The 17,904-nt window shown below is 48.7% G+C and carries 14 protein-coding genes; 7 read left to right on the top strand and 7 right to left on the bottom strand.

What is annotated here, in order from left to right; translation table 11 throughout:
* Window positions 1–47: 47 nt before the first annotated feature.
* From rpoB to rpsT, 3 genes are all read right to left on the bottom strand, one after another.
* A complete protein-coding gene (rpoB, locus tag NIES2104_RS10100; RefSeq protein ID WP_058998101.1) occupies window positions 48–3,371 on the bottom strand; it encodes a DNA-directed RNA polymerase subunit beta in 3,324 nt (1,107 codons plus the stop codon).
* Window positions 3,372–3,825: 454 nt separating this feature from the next.
* Window positions 3,826–4,629, bottom strand: a complete 804-nt coding sequence (locus NIES2104_RS10110) for a TatD family hydrolase (protein ID WP_058998103.1) — start codon at window positions 4,627–4,629, stop codon at window positions 3,826–3,828.
* On the bottom strand, window positions 4,630–5,016 hold the full coding sequence (rpsT, locus tag NIES2104_RS10115) for a 30S ribosomal protein S20 (protein ID WP_339375091.1): 387 nt from the start codon (window positions 5,014–5,016) through the stop codon (window positions 4,630–4,632).
* 125 nt (window positions 5,017–5,141) lie between these two features.
* Here rpsT and hisD point away from each other — a divergent pair, with 125 nt between their 5' ends.
* The 3 genes from hisD to NIES2104_RS10130 all read left to right on the top strand — a co-directional run bounded on the left by hisD (window position 5,142) and on the right by NIES2104_RS10130 (window position 7,514).
* Window positions 5,142–6,452 (top strand): histidinol dehydrogenase, encoded by a 1,311-nt coding sequence (gene hisD, locus NIES2104_RS10120; RefSeq protein WP_058998104.1) that lies wholly within the window; start codon window positions 5,142–5,144, stop codon window positions 6,450–6,452.
* A gap of 66 nt (window positions 6,453–6,518) precedes the next feature.
* A complete protein-coding gene (locus NIES2104_RS10125) occupies window positions 6,519–7,178 on the top strand; it encodes a phosphoribosyltransferase (protein ID WP_058998105.1) in 660 nt (219 codons plus the stop codon).
* A 39-nt stretch (window positions 7,179–7,217) separates the two neighbouring features.
* Window positions 7,218–7,514 (top strand): hypothetical protein, encoded by a 297-nt coding sequence (locus NIES2104_RS10130; protein WP_058998106.1) that lies wholly within the window; start codon window positions 7,218–7,220, stop codon window positions 7,512–7,514.
* Here the strand turns inward: NIES2104_RS10130 and hpsP are convergent.
* The 3 genes from hpsP to hpsN are packed head-to-tail and all read right to left on the bottom strand — an operon-like array spanning window position 7,481 to window position 10,803.
* Window positions 7,481–8,662 carry a hormogonium polysaccharide biosynthesis glycosyltransferase HpsP gene (gene hpsP / locus NIES2104_RS10135; RefSeq protein ID WP_058998107.1) on the bottom strand — a complete coding sequence of 394 codons (1,182 nt, stop codon included), beginning with the start codon at window positions 8,660–8,662 and terminating at the stop codon, window positions 7,481–7,483. The two genes, NIES2104_RS10130 and hpsP, sit on opposite strands and share 34 nt — an antisense overlap.
* A gap of 3 nt (window positions 8,663–8,665) precedes the next feature.
* On the bottom strand, window positions 8,666–9,829 hold the full coding sequence (gene hpsO, locus NIES2104_RS10140) for a hormogonium polysaccharide biosynthesis glycosyltransferase HpsO (protein ID WP_058998108.1): 1,164 nt from the start codon (window positions 9,827–9,829) through the stop codon (window positions 8,666–8,668).
* Window positions 9,826–10,803 carry a hormogonium polysaccharide biosynthesis glycosyltransferase HpsN gene (gene hpsN / locus NIES2104_RS10145; protein WP_058998109.1) on the bottom strand — a complete coding sequence of 326 codons (978 nt, stop codon included), beginning with the start codon at window positions 10,801–10,803 and terminating at the stop codon, window positions 9,826–9,828. Before hpsN ends, hpsO begins: the two co-directional genes overlap by 4 nt.
* A 448-nt stretch (window positions 10,804–11,251) precedes the next feature.
* Between hpsN and NIES2104_RS10150 the strand changes: the two genes are divergently transcribed.
* Window positions 11,252–12,292 carry an Npun_R2821/Npun_R2822 family protein gene (locus NIES2104_RS10150; RefSeq protein WP_058998110.1) on the top strand — a complete coding sequence of 347 codons (1,041 nt, stop codon included), beginning with the start codon at window positions 11,252–11,254 and terminating at the stop codon, window positions 12,290–12,292.
* Between the two features lie 3 nt (window positions 12,293–12,295).
* Here the strand turns inward: NIES2104_RS10150 and hpsL are convergent, their stop codons facing one another.
* Window positions 12,296–13,891 (bottom strand): hormogonium polysaccharide biosynthesis protein HpsL, encoded by a 1,596-nt coding sequence (hpsL, locus tag NIES2104_RS10155; protein ID WP_058998111.1) that lies wholly within the window; start codon window positions 13,889–13,891, stop codon window positions 12,296–12,298.
* A gap of 104 nt (window positions 13,892–13,995) precedes the next feature.
* Between hpsL and NIES2104_RS10160 the strand changes: the two genes are divergently transcribed.
* From NIES2104_RS10160 to NIES2104_RS10170, 3 genes are all read left to right on the top strand, one after another.
* On the top strand, window positions 13,996–15,618 hold the full coding sequence (locus tag NIES2104_RS10160) for a glycosyltransferase family 39 protein (RefSeq protein ID WP_058998112.1): 1,623 nt from the start codon (window positions 13,996–13,998) through the stop codon (window positions 15,616–15,618).
* A 27-nt stretch (window positions 15,619–15,645) separates the two neighbouring features.
* Entirely contained in the window at window positions 15,646–16,875 is a 1,230-nt protein-coding gene (locus tag NIES2104_RS10165; protein WP_058998113.1) for a glycosyltransferase, read from the top strand.
* 95 nt (window positions 16,876–16,970) lie between these two features.
* A complete protein-coding gene (locus NIES2104_RS10170; RefSeq protein ID WP_058998114.1) occupies window positions 16,971–17,885 on the top strand; it encodes a J domain-containing protein in 915 nt (304 codons plus the stop codon).
* The last annotated feature ends 19 nt before the right edge of the window (window positions 17,886–17,904 follow it).

Below are 17,904 nucleotides of genomic sequence, written 5' to 3' on the forward strand. Positions count from 1 at the left end.
AGGTCTAAATCCATGACGACTCACACCTCACACCTCATACCTCGCACCTAATCTTCGTCGTCTTCGAGCGATTCACGCGAAATCGATTCGTAAGTCGGACGAGACGGAGCGCGACGGCTGTTCACATCTGCCATCAAATCGACTTCCATATCGCGGCTGCTGCCGTCATCTTTGGTTTCGACTTTGTGAACGGCGACATCGAGACAAAGGGACTGCAACTCGCGCATCAACACCTTGAATGATTCAGGTGTTCCCGGTCGCGGAATCGCTTTTCCTTTGACGATCGCATTAAGCGCTTCGTTTCGTCCCTGCATATCGTCGGATTTCACGGTCAGCAATTCTTGAAGTGTATAAGCGGCTCCGAAAGCTTCGAGCGCCCACACTTCCATTTCTCCGAATCGCTGTCCGCCTTGCTGCGCTTTTCCACCCAACGGCTGCTGAGTGACGAGCGAGTAAGGTCCGGTCGATCGTGCGTGGATCTTGTCATCGACCAAGTGAACCAGTTTCAGCATGTAGGCTTTACCGATCGTGATGGGTCGATCGAAGGCTTCTCCTGTCCGTCCGTCGTAAACCTGAATCTTGCCCGGATCGTCTGGGTTATACAGCCAGTAACCATCTGCGGCAGTTTTGATTCGGGTTTCTTGAGCTTCTTGCAGTTTGCCATGCACCGATTCACGCGATTTCTCTTCACCGTGCATTTCATCGAACGGCACGATCTTGAATCGAGCATTGAGACATTCAGCCGCCCAGCCTAAGAGACATTCGTAGACTTGACCGACGTTCATCCGGCTCGGTACACCCAGCGGATTCAAGACGATATCAACGGGAGTGCCATCAGGAAGGTAGGGCATATCTTCGATCGGTAAAATCCGCGAGATAATTCCCTTGTTTCCATGTCGTCCCGCCATTTTGTCGCCGACTTGGATCTTCCGTTTCTGAGCAACATAGACGCGAACGACCATATTTGCACCCGGTGGCAATTCATCGCCTTGCTCACGAGTGAACACTCGGACATCAACGATCCGCCCTTTTTCACCGTTCGGAACGCGCAGCGAGTTATCGCGCACATCACGAGCCTTTTCACCGAAGATTGCTCTCAAGAGTTTTTCTTCAGGCGGCTGATCTGATTCACCTTTCGGCGTGACTTTACCGACGAGAATATCGCCTGCTTCGACATACGCACCGATGCGAATGATGCCGTTTTCATCCAATTGACGGAGAGAATCTTCCCCGACGTTCGGAATTTCGCGAGTGATTTCTTCAGGTCCAAGCTTCGTTTGACGCGCTTCGATCTCGTATTTCTCAATGTGGATCGAGGTGTAAACGTCGTCATACACGAGGCGTTCACTGATTAGAATCGCGTCCTCGTAGTTGTAACCTTCCCACGGCATATACGCCACGAGAATGTTTTGACCAAGAGCCAATTCACCGCGCTCAGTAGCAGAACCATCCGCGAGAATTTCACCTGCGACCACCTTATCGCCCACAAATACGATCGGGCGTTGGTTCAAACAAGTGTCTTGGTTCGATCGCTGATATTTCTGAACCTGATATTCGATCTCTTTGTTGGTCTGCGCGTCACGAACCCGAATCGAATTCGCATCGACGTAGCTCACTTCGCCATCACAACGGCTAACGATCACCATCCCAGAGTCACGTGCTGCCTGCGCTTCCAAGCCCGTACCAACTAAAGGACGTTCTGGACGTAACAAGGGAACCGCTTGACGCTGCATATTCGATCCCATCAGCGCTCGGTTCGCGTCATCGTGTTCGAGGAACGGAATCAGCGAAGTCGCAACTGAGATGATCTGAACTGGAGAAACGGCTACATAGTCTACTTCTTCAGGGGTTGCAGTCGTAAAGTCTTGACGGTAACGAACCGCGATTTGATCCCCAATGATGTTGTTGTCTTCATCGGTATTGATGTCACCCGCTGCCACCCGCAGATCGTCTTCTTCGTCTGCGGTCATGTAAACGGCTGGCAAATCCTTCCGAACGCGACCGTTTTCCACCTTGTAGTAAGGTGTCGCGATAAAGCCGTAAGGATTAACTCGTGCGTGAGTTGCCAATGAGCCGATCAAACCCGCATTCGGACCTTCAGGAGTTTCGATCGGACAAATCCGTCCATAGTGCGACGGGTGAATGTCACGAACTGCGAAGCCTGCCCGTTCACGAGTTAGACCACCCGGACCGAGTGCGCTAATCCGGCGTTTGTGGGTCAATTCAGCCAACGGATTCGTTTGATCCATAAACTGCGACAACTGCGACGATCCAAAGAATTCTTTGATCGCAGCGACCAACGGTTTCGGGTTCACGAGCGATGCAGGTGTGAGCGAATCCGCATCAGAAACCGTCATTCGTTCCCGAATGATTCTTTCTAAACGGTTTAAGCCCACACGAACTTGGTTTTGGAGCAGTTCACCAACTGATCGAACACGACGATTACCTAAGTGATCAATGTCGTCGATCATGCCGATATCGAATTCGAGATTGATCAGATAGTCGATCGCGCTCAGAATGTCTTGCGGCGTGAGAACACGAGTCGTTTCGGGTACATTCAAGCGGAGTTTCTTGTTCAGCTTGTAGCGTCCCACTTTGCCCAAGTCGTAGCGTTTGGGATCAAAGAAACGAGACTCTAGAAGTTGTGCCCCACCAGAAACAGTCGGAGGCTCACCCGGACGCAATTTCCGGTAAAGCTCCATTAGCGCTTCTTCTTCGCCGTACTGACCTTCTTTCTCGATCGTTTTCTGGAAGTACTCCGGATGGCGCAACGAATCAAAAATCTCGTTATCGGTCAGACCCAATGCTTTGAGGAGCACTTGAGCCGACAGTTTCCGAGTTTTATCGATCCGCACCCAAACCAAGTCGTTCTTATCAGTTTCAAACTTCAGCCATGCGCCTCGGTTCGGAATCAAACTCGCGTTGTAAGTTCGACGACCGTTCTTATCGGTTTCCGATTTGTAGTACACGCCAGGGCTACGGACGATCTGATTGACGATCACCCGTTCTGCACCGTTGATGATGAACGTACCGCGATCGGTCATCAGCGGCAAGTCACCGATAAACACTTCTTGCTCTTTGATTTCCCCAGTCTCTTTGTTGATGAGGCGCGTGGGAACATACATCTGAACGGCGTAAGTACTATCCCGGCGTTTTGCTTCATCGACATCGTACTTCGGGCGCTTCAGCTTGAAGTTTTTCCCGATAAAATGAAGTTCTAACTTCCCGGTATAGTCAGTAATAGGCGAAAAACTATCGAGTTCTTCGATCAAGCCTTCTTCGAGGAACCAGCGGAAGCTTGCCCGCTGAATCTCGACTAGATCCGGTAACACGAAGGCGGGAGTGTTGTAGGTCGTCAGCTGCTCAGTCATGCGTCTCCTCTGAAGGGTCGCGGGCGATCGCGAATCCCAGATTTTACGGTAATTGCAAAAATATGTCAATGCAAAAAGTTTGGGCTTCTTAGGAATCCCAAAACTAACGAAATATTCAATTAAGTGAACGGGTAGTAGCCAGTTGAGCCTCCAAGATGTCTGAAGATGGGAACGAAAAAGGTGAGCCGCGAAGCCTTGATTCGTTTAAATCAACGTCTTCTAAATGAAACGTTGAGGAGTCAACAGGTCGAGGGTGATCAATTTTTTAGCCTGGTAATTTTCGCACTCCTCTCATTATGGCGCAAGTTTTTCATTTTGTGTCTTGACGATTCGAGAAATTTGTGTGATCAATTCTTGGGTTTTGAAGGCAAATGAAACGCGATCGTAAATTTGCGCTGCCCCGGAATAGAATTCAGGGCGGACAAGCAACGAAGCGAGGAAATCCCCAACCTTCTCAAACTGTCACAAGTTCAGAAACCGTCAACCCAAATAATTGACAAGCATTTCGAGTCGTTTCAGCCGCTAATTGCTCCACCGAAACTTCTCGCAAATCTGCCACCTGACGCGCCACATACTGAACGTAGGAAGGCTCATTCCGCCGTTCACCGCGCTTGGGAACCGGAGCCAGAAACGGGCAATCGGTTTCGATGAGAACACGATCGCTTGGCACAATTCGCGCTGATTCGTGAATTTGCTTCGCATTCTTAAACGTCACCGTTCCACTAAAACTGATGTAAAACCCCAAATCGAGAAACCATCCAGTTTCTTCAGGAGTTCCACCCCAGCAGTGCATCACGCCTTTCACTTGTCCGTGTTCTTGGCAAAACTGCCTCAAGACTTGCGCCATCGTTTCAGCAGCATCGCGACAGTGAATGATCACAGGCAAATCTAATTGTTTCGCGATCGCTAACTGCGCCCGAAACGCTTCGATTTGCTGATCCCGATTCTCTGCCTTGAAAAAATCCAAGCCCATTTCCCCGATCGCGACCACTCGTTGATCGGATTGCGCGAGTTTCAGAATTTCCGAAACCGAATCATTCGACCACTTTTCCTCGACATCTAACGGATGGAGTCCCACCGCGAAAAAGAGTTCGGGAAAGCGATCGGCAAGCGATCGAATTTCATCAAATTCTGACGGCTCTACGCAGGAATGAACGAGACGAACAACCCCTGCTTCACGCCAGCGCAGTGCGATCGCATCCAAGTCAGGCTTGAATGCATCGAAATTGATATGAACATGGGTATCGATCAGTTGCATTTAGGAAGCTGCTGCGGTTTGCTTCTTCAGGGCACGACCAAGACGAGCTTTACGACGAGCGCCAGTATTGCGATGCAAAACACCCCGTTTTACAGCTTTATCGATCTTGCTGTAAGCAGCGGACATTGCTTCATCAACTGCTTTTTTTGCTTCATCTGACGGATTTGCCGCAAGCTGATCTACAGCCGAAAAGTATTTTTTCATCAGCGTTTTAATCGCTGACTTGTAGGATTTATTTCGCAGACGATTACGTTCAGCGACTTCGACGCGCTTTTTAGCAGATTTGATATTTGCCACGGTGACTCTTGGAAAGCTTCTAGAATGGACAGAAAAAATAGTCAGATAAAATACTATAGCATCGTTGACCAACGATCGTGTCTGAATCATCAAAATCCAGGTTAAGCTAAATAAAGACGAGACGAAGCTCCCCAATTTAGGCGCGAGATCGTTAGAATCATTCAAACCCTGCATCATCTCGGACGGGTTCTTTCACGACTGACACTTCTAACTCCATGCTGCGAATTATTACTCAGTGGGCTGAGGCAAGATCTGAACTGCGACGCATTTGCGATCGCACTCACGACGATCAAGTTGTTCATAAGGAAGCGACAGTCCGGGAGGTACTGCAAAGCGTCAAACGACAAGGCGATCGGGCATTGTTGGCGTATACGCTAGAGTTTGATCAACAAGAATTAACGCCTGAAGAATTAAAAGTGAGTGCGCGTGAACTCGAAGATGCGTACCATCAGGTTTCGGGTGAACTCCTTTCGGCGATTCGTCTGGCGCGTCAGCAAATTGAAGCGTTTCACCGTCAGCGTGTCCCGAAAAGTTGGGTGCATTTTGGCGATGATGAAGTTGTGCTTGGAAAACGGTATACGCCTGTCGATCGTGCGGGCTTATATGTTCCGGGTGGAAAAGCTTGCTATCCGAGTACGGTTTTGATGAATGCGGTTCCCGCGATCGTGGCTCAAGTGCCCAGAATCGCAATGGTGACACCGCCCGGAAAAGATAAGTCCATCAATCCAGCAGTGCTGGTTGCAGCTCAGGAAGCAGGCGTGACGGAGATTTACCGGGTTGGGGGAGCGCAAGCGATCGGCGCATTGGCTTACGGAACTGAAACGGTTCCTAAGGTTGATGTCATCACGGGACCTGGCAATATTTATGTCACGTTGGCGAAAAAACTCGTTTATGGAACGGTTGGGATTGATTCGCTGGCGGGACCTTCAGAAGTTTTGGTAATCGCAGACCATACGGCGAATCCGACTCATGTGGCTGCGGATATGTTGGCGCAAGCAGAACACGATGCAATGGCGGCTTCGATTCTGATCACTACCGATTCGACCTTAGCGCGGAAGGTCGTAGATGAAGTAGAACAGCAGTTGATTGATCATCCGCGTCGGATTTTGACCGAGAAAGCGATCGCGCATTACGGAATCGTGATTGTCGTCGAATCTTTGGAAGCGGCGGCGGAACTTTCAAACGAATTCGCTCCCGAACACTTAGAACTCGAAGTCACTGATCCGTGGGAATTGCTGCAAAACATTCGACACGCAGGCGCGATCTTCTTGGGTGATTCGACTCCTGAAGCGGTCGGTGATTATTTGGCTGGACCAAATCACACGCTTCCGACTTCTGGATCGGCTCGGTATGCCTCACCGCTTGGCGTTGAGACGTTTTTGAAGCACTCTAGCTTGATTCAATATTCGCCGATCGCACTTCAAAAAGTCGCGAGTGCCGTTGATACCCTTGCCACTGCTGAAGGACTACATTCTCACGCGAATTCGGTGCGCGTTCGGATGAAGGATTTAGAAGGCGAAGCGTAAGTCTTTAGCCGAATCAAGAACCCTGATCTAAGCTGAGATTAGCTCTTAGGTTTGGCAGGAGGAACGATGTCTTCGCCGCAATTGTCTCCGGATGCCATTTTGTTTGACGATCGAGCCGATGCCGCTCGTCAACTTGCCGAACTTGTTCTAAAAGAATCCCAATCTGTTGAAGCGTCCTTTGTGGTTTACGCTTTGCCGCGTGGGGGCATTGGGATTGGGGCTGAAATTGCTCAGGCGCTTGGTTGTCCTTTAGATATTCTCGTTGCTAAGAAAATTACTCGTCCGCACGATCCAGAATTAGCGATCGGAGCCGTCACTGCGGATGGGCATATTTTGCGATCGCTCAACTCCAAACTTCCCGGTTGGCAGGAAGCAGTCGAACGCGCTCAAAGTAAAGCGAAACAACAACTTGAGCAATTTCACGATCGTCCAAACGTCACCGCAGCAGGAAAGATTGCCTTACTGGTCGATGATGGAATAGCGACTGGAATGACGATTTCTGTGGCAGCGCAAGCCCTTCGAGAACAGCAACCTAAAGAAATTTGGATTTGTGCGCCTGTGGCTCCGGCGGTCTTGGTCAAACGCTTGTATGATTATTGCGATCGCGTTTTAGTGTTGGCGGCTCCCGATCCTTTCTTAAGCGTCAGTCGATTTTATCGAGCGTTTCCGCAAGTGGAGACCGAAAGTGCGATCGCGGACTTGAAAAAAACTTTACCAAACTGCTAAAGATAAGTCATGACAAGTTTTTTGGCGTGGGGAAGATCTATGCAGCAGTGGCGGAGTTTTTGGCACACGATCGAGTTTATGAGCCTGGAGAATCCTCCCCAGTTGATTGAGACGCTGATGCTGGCACTGTCGATGGTGCTGTTTAGCGTGTGGATTGCTCAATCAGAGTTGGCGTATTTGCTGTTGGGATTGGTGTTAACGGTTGGGGCTTGCGCGTCGATTTTGGTGCGCGAGGCGTTGATTCCGGCAATTCGTCCGCGTCCGACTCAGGTGATGGCAACGTTGCTATTGTTGGTGAGCCTTTACGGGTTTGCGGATCTATTGTTGGCGCGTTGAATGTTTTCGTAAGCGGTGATCATTTGTTGGGCGATCGCGTTCCAACTGTAGTTTTCTTTGGCGTGGATTTGCGCGTTTTTGCCGCGTCGGAGTTGCTCGGATCGATCGTGCATCGCTGCGTTTAGAGTTTGAGTCAGGCTTTCGACAGTGCAAGAACAGATCCAGCCGGAGTGCGATCGCTCAATTTCATTCCAAATGTGTACTTGATCAGAAATTACGACAGGCGTTCCGACACTCATCGCTTCTGCGACAGCAATTCCAAAGTTTTCGTAGTAGGAAGGGAGAACGAATAGATCAGCGGTTTCAAGTAAAGCGGTTTTTTCGGCTCCAGTGATGAAACCGACGATCGAGGTTTTGTCTTTGAGCGAAGAGGATTGAATGCGATCACGGATTGCTAATTCGTATATCGGATCTTGAGGGTTGCCGCCCGCGAGAACGAAATGGAAATTTCGATCGAGTTTCTCTAAAGCAGGAATCAACAAGTCTAAGCCTTTTTTCGGCTCGACTCGCGACATGAAGAGCAAAATTGGCTTGTTGCTTGGAATGCCGAACTTTTCACGAATTGAACTGGAGTTAGAAGGTGGCAGACTGACACCGAGCGGAATCACTAAATCACGAGTGACGGTATTAAACCGCTCTGAAATTTTCGCTTCTTGGTCGCTAGTGAAATGAACGGCGGCAGCTTTTGACAGATTTGGGCGTTCTAGAAGCGCAGCGTATAGGCGTTTGAGATGGCGTTTTTTCTGAAGGTCAGCGGGATCGAGGGTTCCGAGTGGGCGGAGAATGTAGGGGAGTTGACGCGATCGAGCGATCGCAGCCGCGCAAGAACTCACCGGGGAAAATAGCGCGTGAATGTGAGCCACATCGTAAGTGTGAGCGCTTTTAGAAAGCCACTGGAGAAGGTCGATCGAGAATTTATAACGGCGGAACGGCGAACAGCGAAAGTAGAGAATTTCGTAGCCGTTTTGAGCAATGGGAACGCCTAGAGGAACATCAAGCGGGGCTTGTCCGACATCGCCGTTTGAATCGGTAGTTGCGATCGTCACTTCGATCCCTGCTTCTGATAACGCGCTTGATAGTCCTAAAACCATCTGACTTGGACCACCATAAACAAGAGAGACTGACGGCACGATCTGTAGGATTTTCATAGGTTAAAGCGATCGGTAAAATTCCAATAATTCCTTTGCCAAAGCCCGATTCGCATATTTCGCGATCGCTCTTTGATATCCACGCTGACCTAACTCCTCAGCGAAATTCCTGTCGTCGATGAGCTGCTTGAGTCGATTGCTTAGTTCCTCGGCATTCCCTTCAGGAAACACCAATCCTGCTTGTTCAATCACATTCGGAATCTCACCCGAATCAGAACCAATGACCGGAACTTGACATGCCATTGCTTCGATCAAAACGTGTCCAAATTGTTCTTTCCAACCCGCGGAAGTCAAGGTTTTAAATTGATACGTTGTTTCAGAAGGTAACACCAACGTATTCATCAAATTGATATAGCGATAGACGTCAGCATGAGGAACGCTTTCGACCCAGATTAAACGATCGACAAATCTAAATCGTTCCGCTTGCTGTTGAATTTCTGACTTGAGTTCACCACGTCCGAGTAAGAGCAGTTTCCAAGTGCGATCGCGCAATCTTTCCAGCGCTTTCACTAACGTCAGAATTCCTTTTTCTGGCACAAATCGCCCAACAAATCCCACAACGAAATCATTGGCTTGAATTCCTAACTTTGCGGCAAGTTCTGTCTGGGGTTGCGGACAAAAAAGCGAATCATCCACACCTAATTGCGGCATGATGCTCATTTTTTTGAGAAAACCGCGATCGCGTAAAATTTTTGCTCCGTCCTGATTTCCAGCAATAATTCCATCTGTATTTTTCAGGTTGTAAGCTTCAAGCAATGAAACCGGAAATCTCAACGTATAAGGCAAATTCCACCAAGTAAAAAAGACGTTCTTCGCCTTGAGGTTTAATACCTTATTGAACGTGATGAATTGCGCGTATGCAAGGGATTTTGCACCTTGTTCGACTTGAATAATGTCCGGTTTGAAAGATTTAAGTAATGGAATTAACTCGGCTCCGAAGGTGAGTAAGCCTTGATTGTTTTGGCTGAAGTTAGAAACGGGGACAACTCGGAAAGAGCCTTCTTCTCGGTAGCGAGTCTCGATCGTATCTTTCATCACGCCGCCCGGTTTCCATCGCTTCGGAATCACGATCGTGACTTCGATTCCTGATTCTAGATTCGCCAAAGCTTTGAGCTTTTCGCAGTTCAAATCAACAATATACGAATGACTGACAACGAGAATTTTCATCGTTTCACCTCATCTTGACGGGTGTAAACTTGTCCGTTATCCCAGAAAGAGCAAATGACGGTTGCGATCGCACTCAAAAAGCCCAATGTGTAGAATCCAAATCGCGTGATGATCTTGATCGGCGAACCGCTCTTATGACAGGGCGGACGACCTAATACATGACAATCAAATAAGCGGAAAAAGAATCGTGCGGCTTGTGAAACGGTGAGATTGTTCAAGCCCATTAAAAAGTGATTGTGATAAAACGTCATTTGATATTTCAGTGATTTAGTACTGATATCGTGACAGCCGCCTGTTTCTTCTCCTAAATGCACTAATGAGGCTTCCGGGTCGTACCAAATCATCAATCCAGTTTTTTGTAACTTGAGACAGAAATCGGATTCTTCGCGAACTGCACTCCCCCGGAATCGTTCATCAAACCAGATGTTATGCTTCTCAAAAACTTCACGACGGTAAGACATATTGCAGCCACGAGCGCTTAAAACTTGCTGCGGTTTTACGGTGTGAACTAAGTTCAAGTGATACCAAGCAATTCCCGGATCGTGTGCTTCGGGCGGCAAGTCTTGAATTTCTAATCCCGGCTCAAAGTCGGCTAACTTCATACGATCGAACACTCGTCCCGCAACCGCGCCAATCTCAGATCGCTGATAATTTCTCGCATGTGCGGTTAAATAACCGGGTTCAAGCTGCACATCGTCATCGATAAACACGAGAATTTCACCCTTCGATCGACGCACCGCATAGTTTCTCGCCCCCGGCAAACTCGCCCAATCGAGCCTGAACCACTGAATCTTTCCCACTTGGGCAAGTTCTTCTAGAAACTGTTGAATATCTGGTTCGTGTACAGGCGTTTGATCCACGACTAGCACTTCGTAGTTCGGATAATCCTGCTTCAAAACATCAATTAGCGTTTCGCGTAGCGGCTCTTCCCGCCCATACGTGGGAATGACAACAGAAATAAAGGGCTGAGTCATAACGCGGCTCGGAAACAACGCCGTTAGTGTTCCCAGACAAGCAAACTTTAACCCTTAGCTGCAAAAATCGCGCTGTTCCTAACGACAAGCACGACGTTCCTAACGACAAGCGCGACGTTTCTAACGACAGGCGCGATTTGTAACAAAAAATCGTAACGTTCCTAACGACAGGCGCGATTTGTAACAAAAAATCGTAACGTTCCTAACGACAGGCGCGATTTGTAACGAAAAATCGTAACGTTTCTAACGACAAGCGCGATTTGTAACAAAAAAACGCGATTTTCATTACAAACAACACGAAATTGGTGATTAAAAGCGCAATTTTATCGCTTTCGTTTCTTTTTTTTCTTGTGATCTCCGACGGGTATCGGTTCTAATCGATCGAGTTTTAGCAACTCAACAATCTGGGAACGATGAAAGGAACCGATTACTGATGAGGCTTCCTATCATGTCATCTCGTGGAATTTATACCCTAGCCAACGATGCTGTCTACGATCAATTCATCGGTTTAATCAATAGCATTGAGGCAAATGTCAGCCCTGAAATTCCCATCTACGTCATTCCTTACAATCAGCACTGCGATCGCGTAAAGCGAGAAATTGACACGAGGAAGAATGTAATCTTCTACGAAAACAAAGAGTCAATCGATCGATGGGATGCTTTTACAGAAGAAGTTTGGGCAGCCCATCCGATTACAAAACAAGCATCCTTTAAGCGCCCTAAATGGTACAAAAGCCCGTTAATGAGAAAGATGACCGCATTCGATGGTCCGGCTGAGGAGTTTGTGTTTTACGATGCCGACAGTTTAGCGATGCAGCCTTTAGACAAAGTGTTTGCAAAACTGCGTGAATACGATTTTGTTTTCGACGACTGGGAACACGCAAAAGCAACGCCAGTTGCCGCTTTTGATTTTTCGCTTGTCCAGCAAGACCTTGGACTACTCGAATCAGAAGCCCGGACGAAAATCCATTGCTCTAGCTTCTTTGGTTCTAAACGTGGACTACTAAACGCACAAGATCAAGTCGTACTCAAGCAACATCTTATTCAGAATCAAGAGATTGCCTGGATTAACGAGAAATCCTGGTGGTGTGATGCCGATCTATTCAGCTACCTGACCTTGCGACTCGATCGACCCACGTTTAACTTCACCCTTAGCACTGACGGACAAGACCGCACCGGAAACTGTGCCAATATCGATCCGTTTGTGGTGCGTGACCATCTGCTGTACAACAAAGACGGATTAAAGCCGATTCATCGCCTTCACTATATGGGGTATTCTTCGATCGAGTTCGCTCGCCTTTCCCAAGGAGAAGCAGTACAGATCCCTTATGCAGAAGTTTTTCTTCATTACCGTTTTCTCAAAAATCCTGTCGAAAAACCGCGATCGCTCAAATCTCCTAGCCCGGTCGTGAGATTCAATCGATTCATGAATAAAGCAGCTACCAAAGTTAGTGCTACCCTCGAAAACTTGGTCAGTCAGCAAAACTAGCCCTTATCGCCGCCGTTTCTTCTTTTTCTTCGGATCTTCAATCGGAATCGGTTCTAATCGATCGAGTTCTGGTAACTTCAGCGCAACTCCGGCAAAAAACCAGTAATACACTGCAACTGGATCGACATCCAATGGATAGTAATAGGTGTTGTAGCTAATCACCAAAACGAACGTCCAGAAAACTGCTCCGTATCCTCGGAGATTCTTGTCTTTGACCGATCGATACGCTCTAAAACAAGCGATCGTTAACGCCGTTACCAGTACCAAGAACAGAATCACCCCGATCGGACCAATCTCATACATCACTTTTGGATAATACGTCTCGATCAGTTGCGTGTCTCCCATTGCTCGTGCGGAATTCGTAGCGCGTCCCAATCCATTTCCGAGCAGCGTCGCGCCACGAACCACCATATTGAACTGTTCAGTGATAAACGCATCCGGCGGCGAAGCATTCCACCGACTCACCGCACTATCAAGACGCTCCTGAACAACAGCGGGATTTGATGCCATTGCAACCACGATCGCGCCTGCGAGTCCAACCCCGATCGGTAAAAATCGCTTCAGGTTTGCGATCTGCCCGGTCGTGAATAGCTGAATCACAATCATCACAGGTACCAGCATCAACGCAATCCGCTGTCCGCAAATCACCGCCATCACGATCGTCAGCAGCATTCCAATGCCGCCGATGATCTTCCAAACGAAATTGCGATCGAAAAACGTCACCGCAAACGTCGTAAACGCACTCGAAATCAAGTACCAGCCCCACTGCCACGGTGCAACGAATGTTCCTGGAAGCCGGATCACACCTTGTTCTGGGGTGTACAGCAGTGAGCCACCGACAAAGCAACGGGCATCGAGTGACGCTTTGAAGAGGTCTGCGCCTTCACCCACCGTTCCTTTGCAGCGTCCCGTTTTCAGCATCATGTACTGGACAAACGCCAACCCGCAGCAGATGATCACAACCACAACGGTAATTCGCATCAAATTGTAGACATCCTGCTTTTTCTTCATCAAATAGTAGGCGCAGGGAATCAAAGGTACATATCCCAGTAAAACTTTCAAGCCCAAAATTCCCATGAAAATCGGCTTTTCAGAAGGTTTACCTGTGAACTGTTGTGCTCCATTCACAAACAACAGCACCAAAATACAATAGACAAACAGCAGCAGCAGCGGCGTTTTAAGCGATTTGGGAACGATCATCGCGAGCTTATGCTGCTTACAGTACTGATAAATTGCAATTAAGGCAGGAATATACATCCCATCTTTCGCCAACTGCATCAAGGGATTGTTTCCGACCGTTGCATAAGTGATCGTGCCGCCGAACGGCATGTAAATCATAAAGGCGTGGAGTGCGTGCCACGGAAACTTAAACGACAGCATCAATGTGAGAATGCCTGCAAATCCGCCGCCTGCTCCTTTGACTCCTGCGATCGCAAAGAGCGCCATTCCCACCACGAGCGAAATCATCGTCGCCATCGAAATGAAGTTCACCGCTGCTTTACGTGCCTGAATCGCTTTACGCTTTTCGGCTAAACGCTCCTTCAACGTCAGCGTTGCATCCGTTTCGATCGAGGATTTACCTTTGCGCTTTTTTGCCATAGAAACCGGACAACTCTAAGTATTGCTGTCAAATTAAGCACTTGAATCATAGCCGAGAACCCTAAATCGGGAAGACTAATTGCAGCCCTCTACCGCCTCGAACTATGATTCATCGATCGGTTCTGCTCTACTGGCGAAAAAGTTTAACGTTAGAAATATTACTCAGTTGTGCGATCGCGCTCGGTCTTGTTTTCCGTCTCTTGAATCTCGGCACTCGCGAGTTCTGGTATGACGAAGTTCTCTCGCTTCTGCTTTCCACGGGTCAGAAAATCAAGTACTCACTTCCCGAAGAAAGTTCGATCGCACTGTCTCAGTTAACCGCTCTCTTAAGTTTGCCGTCTGAAGGTTCGATTAGTGCGATCGCGAAAACGCTCCAGGGTTTGGTTCGTGGTCTTTATAGCGGAGAACCCCATCCCCCAATCTTTTTCTTGACGCAACACTTTTGGCTTCGGTTGTTTGGCAATAGCGAAATCGCGATGAGGAGTTTACCCACGCTTTGGAGTGTGGGCGCGATCACGGCAGCATACGGACTAGGGCAGAAATTGATCGATCGTCGGGGCGGTCTTTTATTTGCGGCACTGTTGGCTACAAATCCTTTTTATTTATTTCATTCGCTGAATGTCCGAATGTATACGCCGCTCGTCTTGTGGGCGATCCTCAGCGTATGGGCATTGCTTGAGATCGTTTCTCGTCCGCGTTGGAAGTGGCAAATTACATTTATTGTGTCGATCGTATTCGGCTTGCTGACGTTCTATCTATTTGCCTACTGGGTTGTGGTCTTGGCAGGATTGATTCTGGTATTGGATCGCAAACATTGGATTCAGCATGGACTGAGAATGACGATCGCGGGAATGCTCACACTTCCTTGGGCGATTTCCGGCACGTTGAAACAGTTACGAAATGCTGACCTTGATCGATTTGGAGTGCGAGAAGGCAACCCTGCCTTTTTACACCTTCAAGATCTCCTCCAAACGGTAGGGGCGCAGTTAGTTATCGGCGATTGGGCAACGAACTTATCGACGGGGATCATCGCACTAGTCGGGCTTTTTGCCAGTGTCGGACTAGGAGCGGCTGTGATCTACCTTTGGAAGTCTGGTCAAAAATGGCGCTTGACGGTAGCGTTGGGGATGAGTATATTTCCCCTGCTCCTAGCGTTTTGTGTCGATGTTTTGACGCGAAAGTACACGCTGGGATTCGGTTGGGGTCGGGCGCTGATTTTTGTGCTACCAGGATGTTTATTGCTGATGACGATTGCAATTCGACAACTTAAGGCGCATCAAGGCATCGTAGCCCTTTTGCTACTGTTGCTCTATCTCGCGATCGACACGGGAGATTTGACTTTAAGAACGCGATCGGTGTTTCATCAAGTGGCAGAGATGGTACAACTCGATTCGGCTCCGGTGCTGATTGCAATGGATTCAAAAGCTTGGGGACACGTCAATCGTCTGGCGTATTACATTCCGTCCACCAGCCGCGTCGATCTGTTGGCTCAGCCTGCGAGTGAACTCGCGACCCGTCTCAAAGCCGCACTCAACCAATCTAGTTATCAACGAGTGATTTGGCTTGAAAGTGCTGATCCGGTTTGGTCTTTGCCTGCTACGACCGCAGAACGTCAACGCATTCAGCAAGTTTTAGAGGAACGATTCTCGATCGCTAAGACTCAATCCCTTAAGGGAACGATGAGCCTAGATGAGTTTCAACTCAACCTGTATCAAACTGCCCGCTAACCTCTGTCGTCCTACTCAAATTGCCGCATGATTGTCCCTCCTTCCTTGCTTCTGCCGCCCTCCGGTGCATTACGAATCCCTTACACGTCGGAAATCGAGTCATCGACAAAGCCGATCGCTTTCTCGCTCGTGGTTCCGACTTACAACGAAGGGCGGAACGTTGAACAGGTAGTGCGAGTATTGTCGAGTCTGCTCGATCATGCGTTGCCGAACGATTATGAGTTGATCATTGTCGATGATGATAGTCCCGATCGCACCTGGGAAATCGCGCAGCAAATGACCGCTGAGTTTCCAAATTTGCGCGTAATGCGGCGACAGGATGAACGTGGATTATCGACTGCTGTGATTCGAGGATGGCAAGCCGCACGGGGAGAAATCCTCGGTGTGATCGACGGTGATTTGCAGCATCCTCCAGAAGTGCTCTTGAAACTGGTTCAATCGGTGCAAAATGGTGCCGATCTTGCCGTCGCTAGTCGTCACGTTGAGGGAGGCGGCACGAGCGATTGGGGCTTGATTCGCCGGATGCTGTCTCGTGGAGCGCAATTGATCGGACTCGTTATTTTACCGAGCGTCGTCGGGCGGGTGTCTGATCCGATGAGTGGGTACTTCATGGTGAGACGCAGCGCAATCGCGGATTGTCTCATGAGTCCATTGGGCTACAAGATTCTCTTAGAAGTCCTCGGTCGGGGTCGCGTCGATCGCCTCACCGAAGTGGGCTATGTCTTCCAAGAACGTCAAGAAGGCGAAAGTAAAGTCACTTGGAAGCAGTACGTCGAATATTTGATGCACTTAGGCAAACTGCGATCGCGCGGACGCATCGGACGACTGCGCGAGAAATTCCAGTTGGGACGCTTCTTACGATTCGGCTTGGTCGGATTTAGCGGTGTCTTCGTCGATATGATCGTGCTTTATCTGCTCAGCGATCCAACGACTTTGGCTTGGAACTTGACGCGGAGTAAAATCATCGCTTCGGAATTGGCGATCGTCAATAACTTCCTTTGGAACGATCTCTGGACGTTCGGAGACATTTCGCGCAGTCAGCGAGGCAATCGGACGCGATTCAAGCGCTTTATCAAGTTCAACGTCATTTGCTTGATGGGCTTGATTCTGAATGTCTTGATTTTGAATCTGCTCTACAATGCGTTCGGAATCAATCGCTATGTCGCGAACCTGATTGCGATCGTGTTAGTGACGTTCTGGAATTTCTGGATTAATCTCAAGCTCAGTTGGCGTGTAACCGATGTGCCGCGGAAATAGATTCCTTTCTGACTGTCGCGCTTTGGAGATTTGAAGGAACTATAAAGACGGTGGCACGTTCACCCCATTGTTCCTTGAAATCACAGGTTAACCCAATGAGTTTTCAGATTGATCGCGGCTTATTTCTGCTTGACTTCTCCGACTATCATGCGATTTTAGGAGTCTCGATCGAAGCAGAAGTGAAAGAAATCCGCAAACAATACCTGAAGATTGCCCGTTGCCTTCATCCTGATAGCTGTTCAGCCGGAACCGAGAGCGATAAACAGCTTGCCGAACAACTGTTATCAAAACTCGTTAATCCGGCATGGCAACATCTTTCGCAGGACAAAACCCGGACTGATCACCTGCTAGTGCTCAAAATGAAAGGACAAGGAGCCGCCCAAAAACGGCGCGATCTAGACTTCGGTAGCAGTCTTGCCAAGCAGCTCTTGTCCTCAAGCAATCCCGACTATTACTATCGAACCGCGCTGAAAGATTTATCCGATCGTCAATACGAACAATTGGATCAAGCGATCGAACTCACCAGCCAGATTAGTGAACTCAATCTGGCATATTTAATCTCAAGAGAAGGCAACTCGGACAATAGCCAAGCCAAGAGCCAAATCTACACCACGAGTTCGACCCAAACCGCGACCAAAGCGCCCACACAACCGAGTCAGCCCAAGGTCGAATCGCTCAACGATCAGTTTTATCGTCGGGCAGAAGGATTTATGGCGAAGGGAAATTATGCTCAAGCAACGATAGAATTGCGAGATGCCTTAAAAATTGAGCCAAACAGTAGCCGCTGTCACAGTTTAATGGGCATGGTATATTTGCGGCAAAATCAACCGACGATGGCGAAGATTCATTTCACCAAAGCGATCGCGATCGACCCGCAAGATCCGATCGCGCTGGAGGGCAAACAAAAACTCGACCCTCCCGCCGCGAAACCTGCCCTCAAAGCCTCGACATCTTCAACGACAAAACCGAGCGGCGGTCTGTTTGGCGGTCTTTTCGGCAAGAAAAAGTAACCTCGCATAGTACAGAATC

The organism is Leptolyngbya sp. NIES-2104 (assembly GCF_001485215.1).
GTDB lineage: Bacteria > Cyanobacteriota > Cyanobacteriia > Leptolyngbyales > Leptolyngbyaceae > Leptolyngbya.

What these genes read in the sequence shown, in the direction of transcription:
- NIES2104_RS10130 (WP_058998106.1), top strand. Translation starts at nt 7,218, where the DNA reads ATGCAGCAGTGGCGGAGTTTTTGGCACACGATCGAGTTTATGAGCCTG.
- NIES2104_RS10110 (WP_058998103.1), bottom strand. Translation starts at nt 4,629, where the DNA reads ATGCAACTGATCGATACCCATGTTCATATCAATTTCGATGCATTCAAG.
- NIES2104_RS10150 (WP_058998110.1), top strand. Translation starts at nt 11,252, where the DNA reads ATGTCATCTCGTGGAATTTATACCCTAGCCAACGATGCTGTCTACGAT.
- hisD (WP_058998104.1), top strand. Translation starts at nt 5,142, where the DNA reads ATGCTGCGAATTATTACTCAGTGGGCTGAGGCAAGATCTGAACTGCGA.
- hpsO (WP_058998108.1), bottom strand. Translation starts at nt 9,829, where the DNA reads ATGAAAATTCTCGTTGTCAGTCATTCGTATATTGTTGATTTGAACTGC.
- NIES2104_RS10165 (WP_058998113.1), top strand. Translation starts at nt 15,646, where the DNA reads ATGATTGTCCCTCCTTCCTTGCTTCTGCCGCCCTCCGGTGCATTACGA.
- rpsT (WP_339375091.1), bottom strand. Translation starts at nt 5,016, where the DNA reads ATGATTCAGACACGATCGTTGGTCAACGATGCTATAGTATTTTATCTG.
- hpsP (WP_058998107.1), bottom strand. Translation starts at nt 8,662, where the DNA reads ATGAAAATCCTACAGATCGTGCCGTCAGTCTCTCTTGTTTATGGTGGT.
- NIES2104_RS10170 (WP_058998114.1), top strand. Translation starts at nt 16,971, where the DNA reads ATGAGTTTTCAGATTGATCGCGGCTTATTTCTGCTTGACTTCTCCGAC.
- NIES2104_RS10125 (WP_058998105.1), top strand. Translation starts at nt 6,519, where the DNA reads ATGTCTTCGCCGCAATTGTCTCCGGATGCCATTTTGTTTGACGATCGA.
- NIES2104_RS10160 (WP_058998112.1), top strand. Translation starts at nt 13,996, where the DNA reads ATGATTCATCGATCGGTTCTGCTCTACTGGCGAAAAAGTTTAACGTTA.
- rpoB (WP_058998101.1), bottom strand. Translation starts at nt 3,371, where the DNA reads ATGACTGAGCAGCTGACGACCTACAACACTCCCGCCTTCGTGTTACCG.
- hpsN (WP_058998109.1), bottom strand. Translation starts at nt 10,803, where the DNA reads ATGACTCAGCCCTTTATTTCTGTTGTCATTCCCACGTATGGGCGGGAA.
- hpsL (WP_058998111.1), bottom strand. Translation starts at nt 13,891, where the DNA reads ATGGCAAAAAAGCGCAAAGGTAAATCCTCGATCGAAACGGATGCAACG.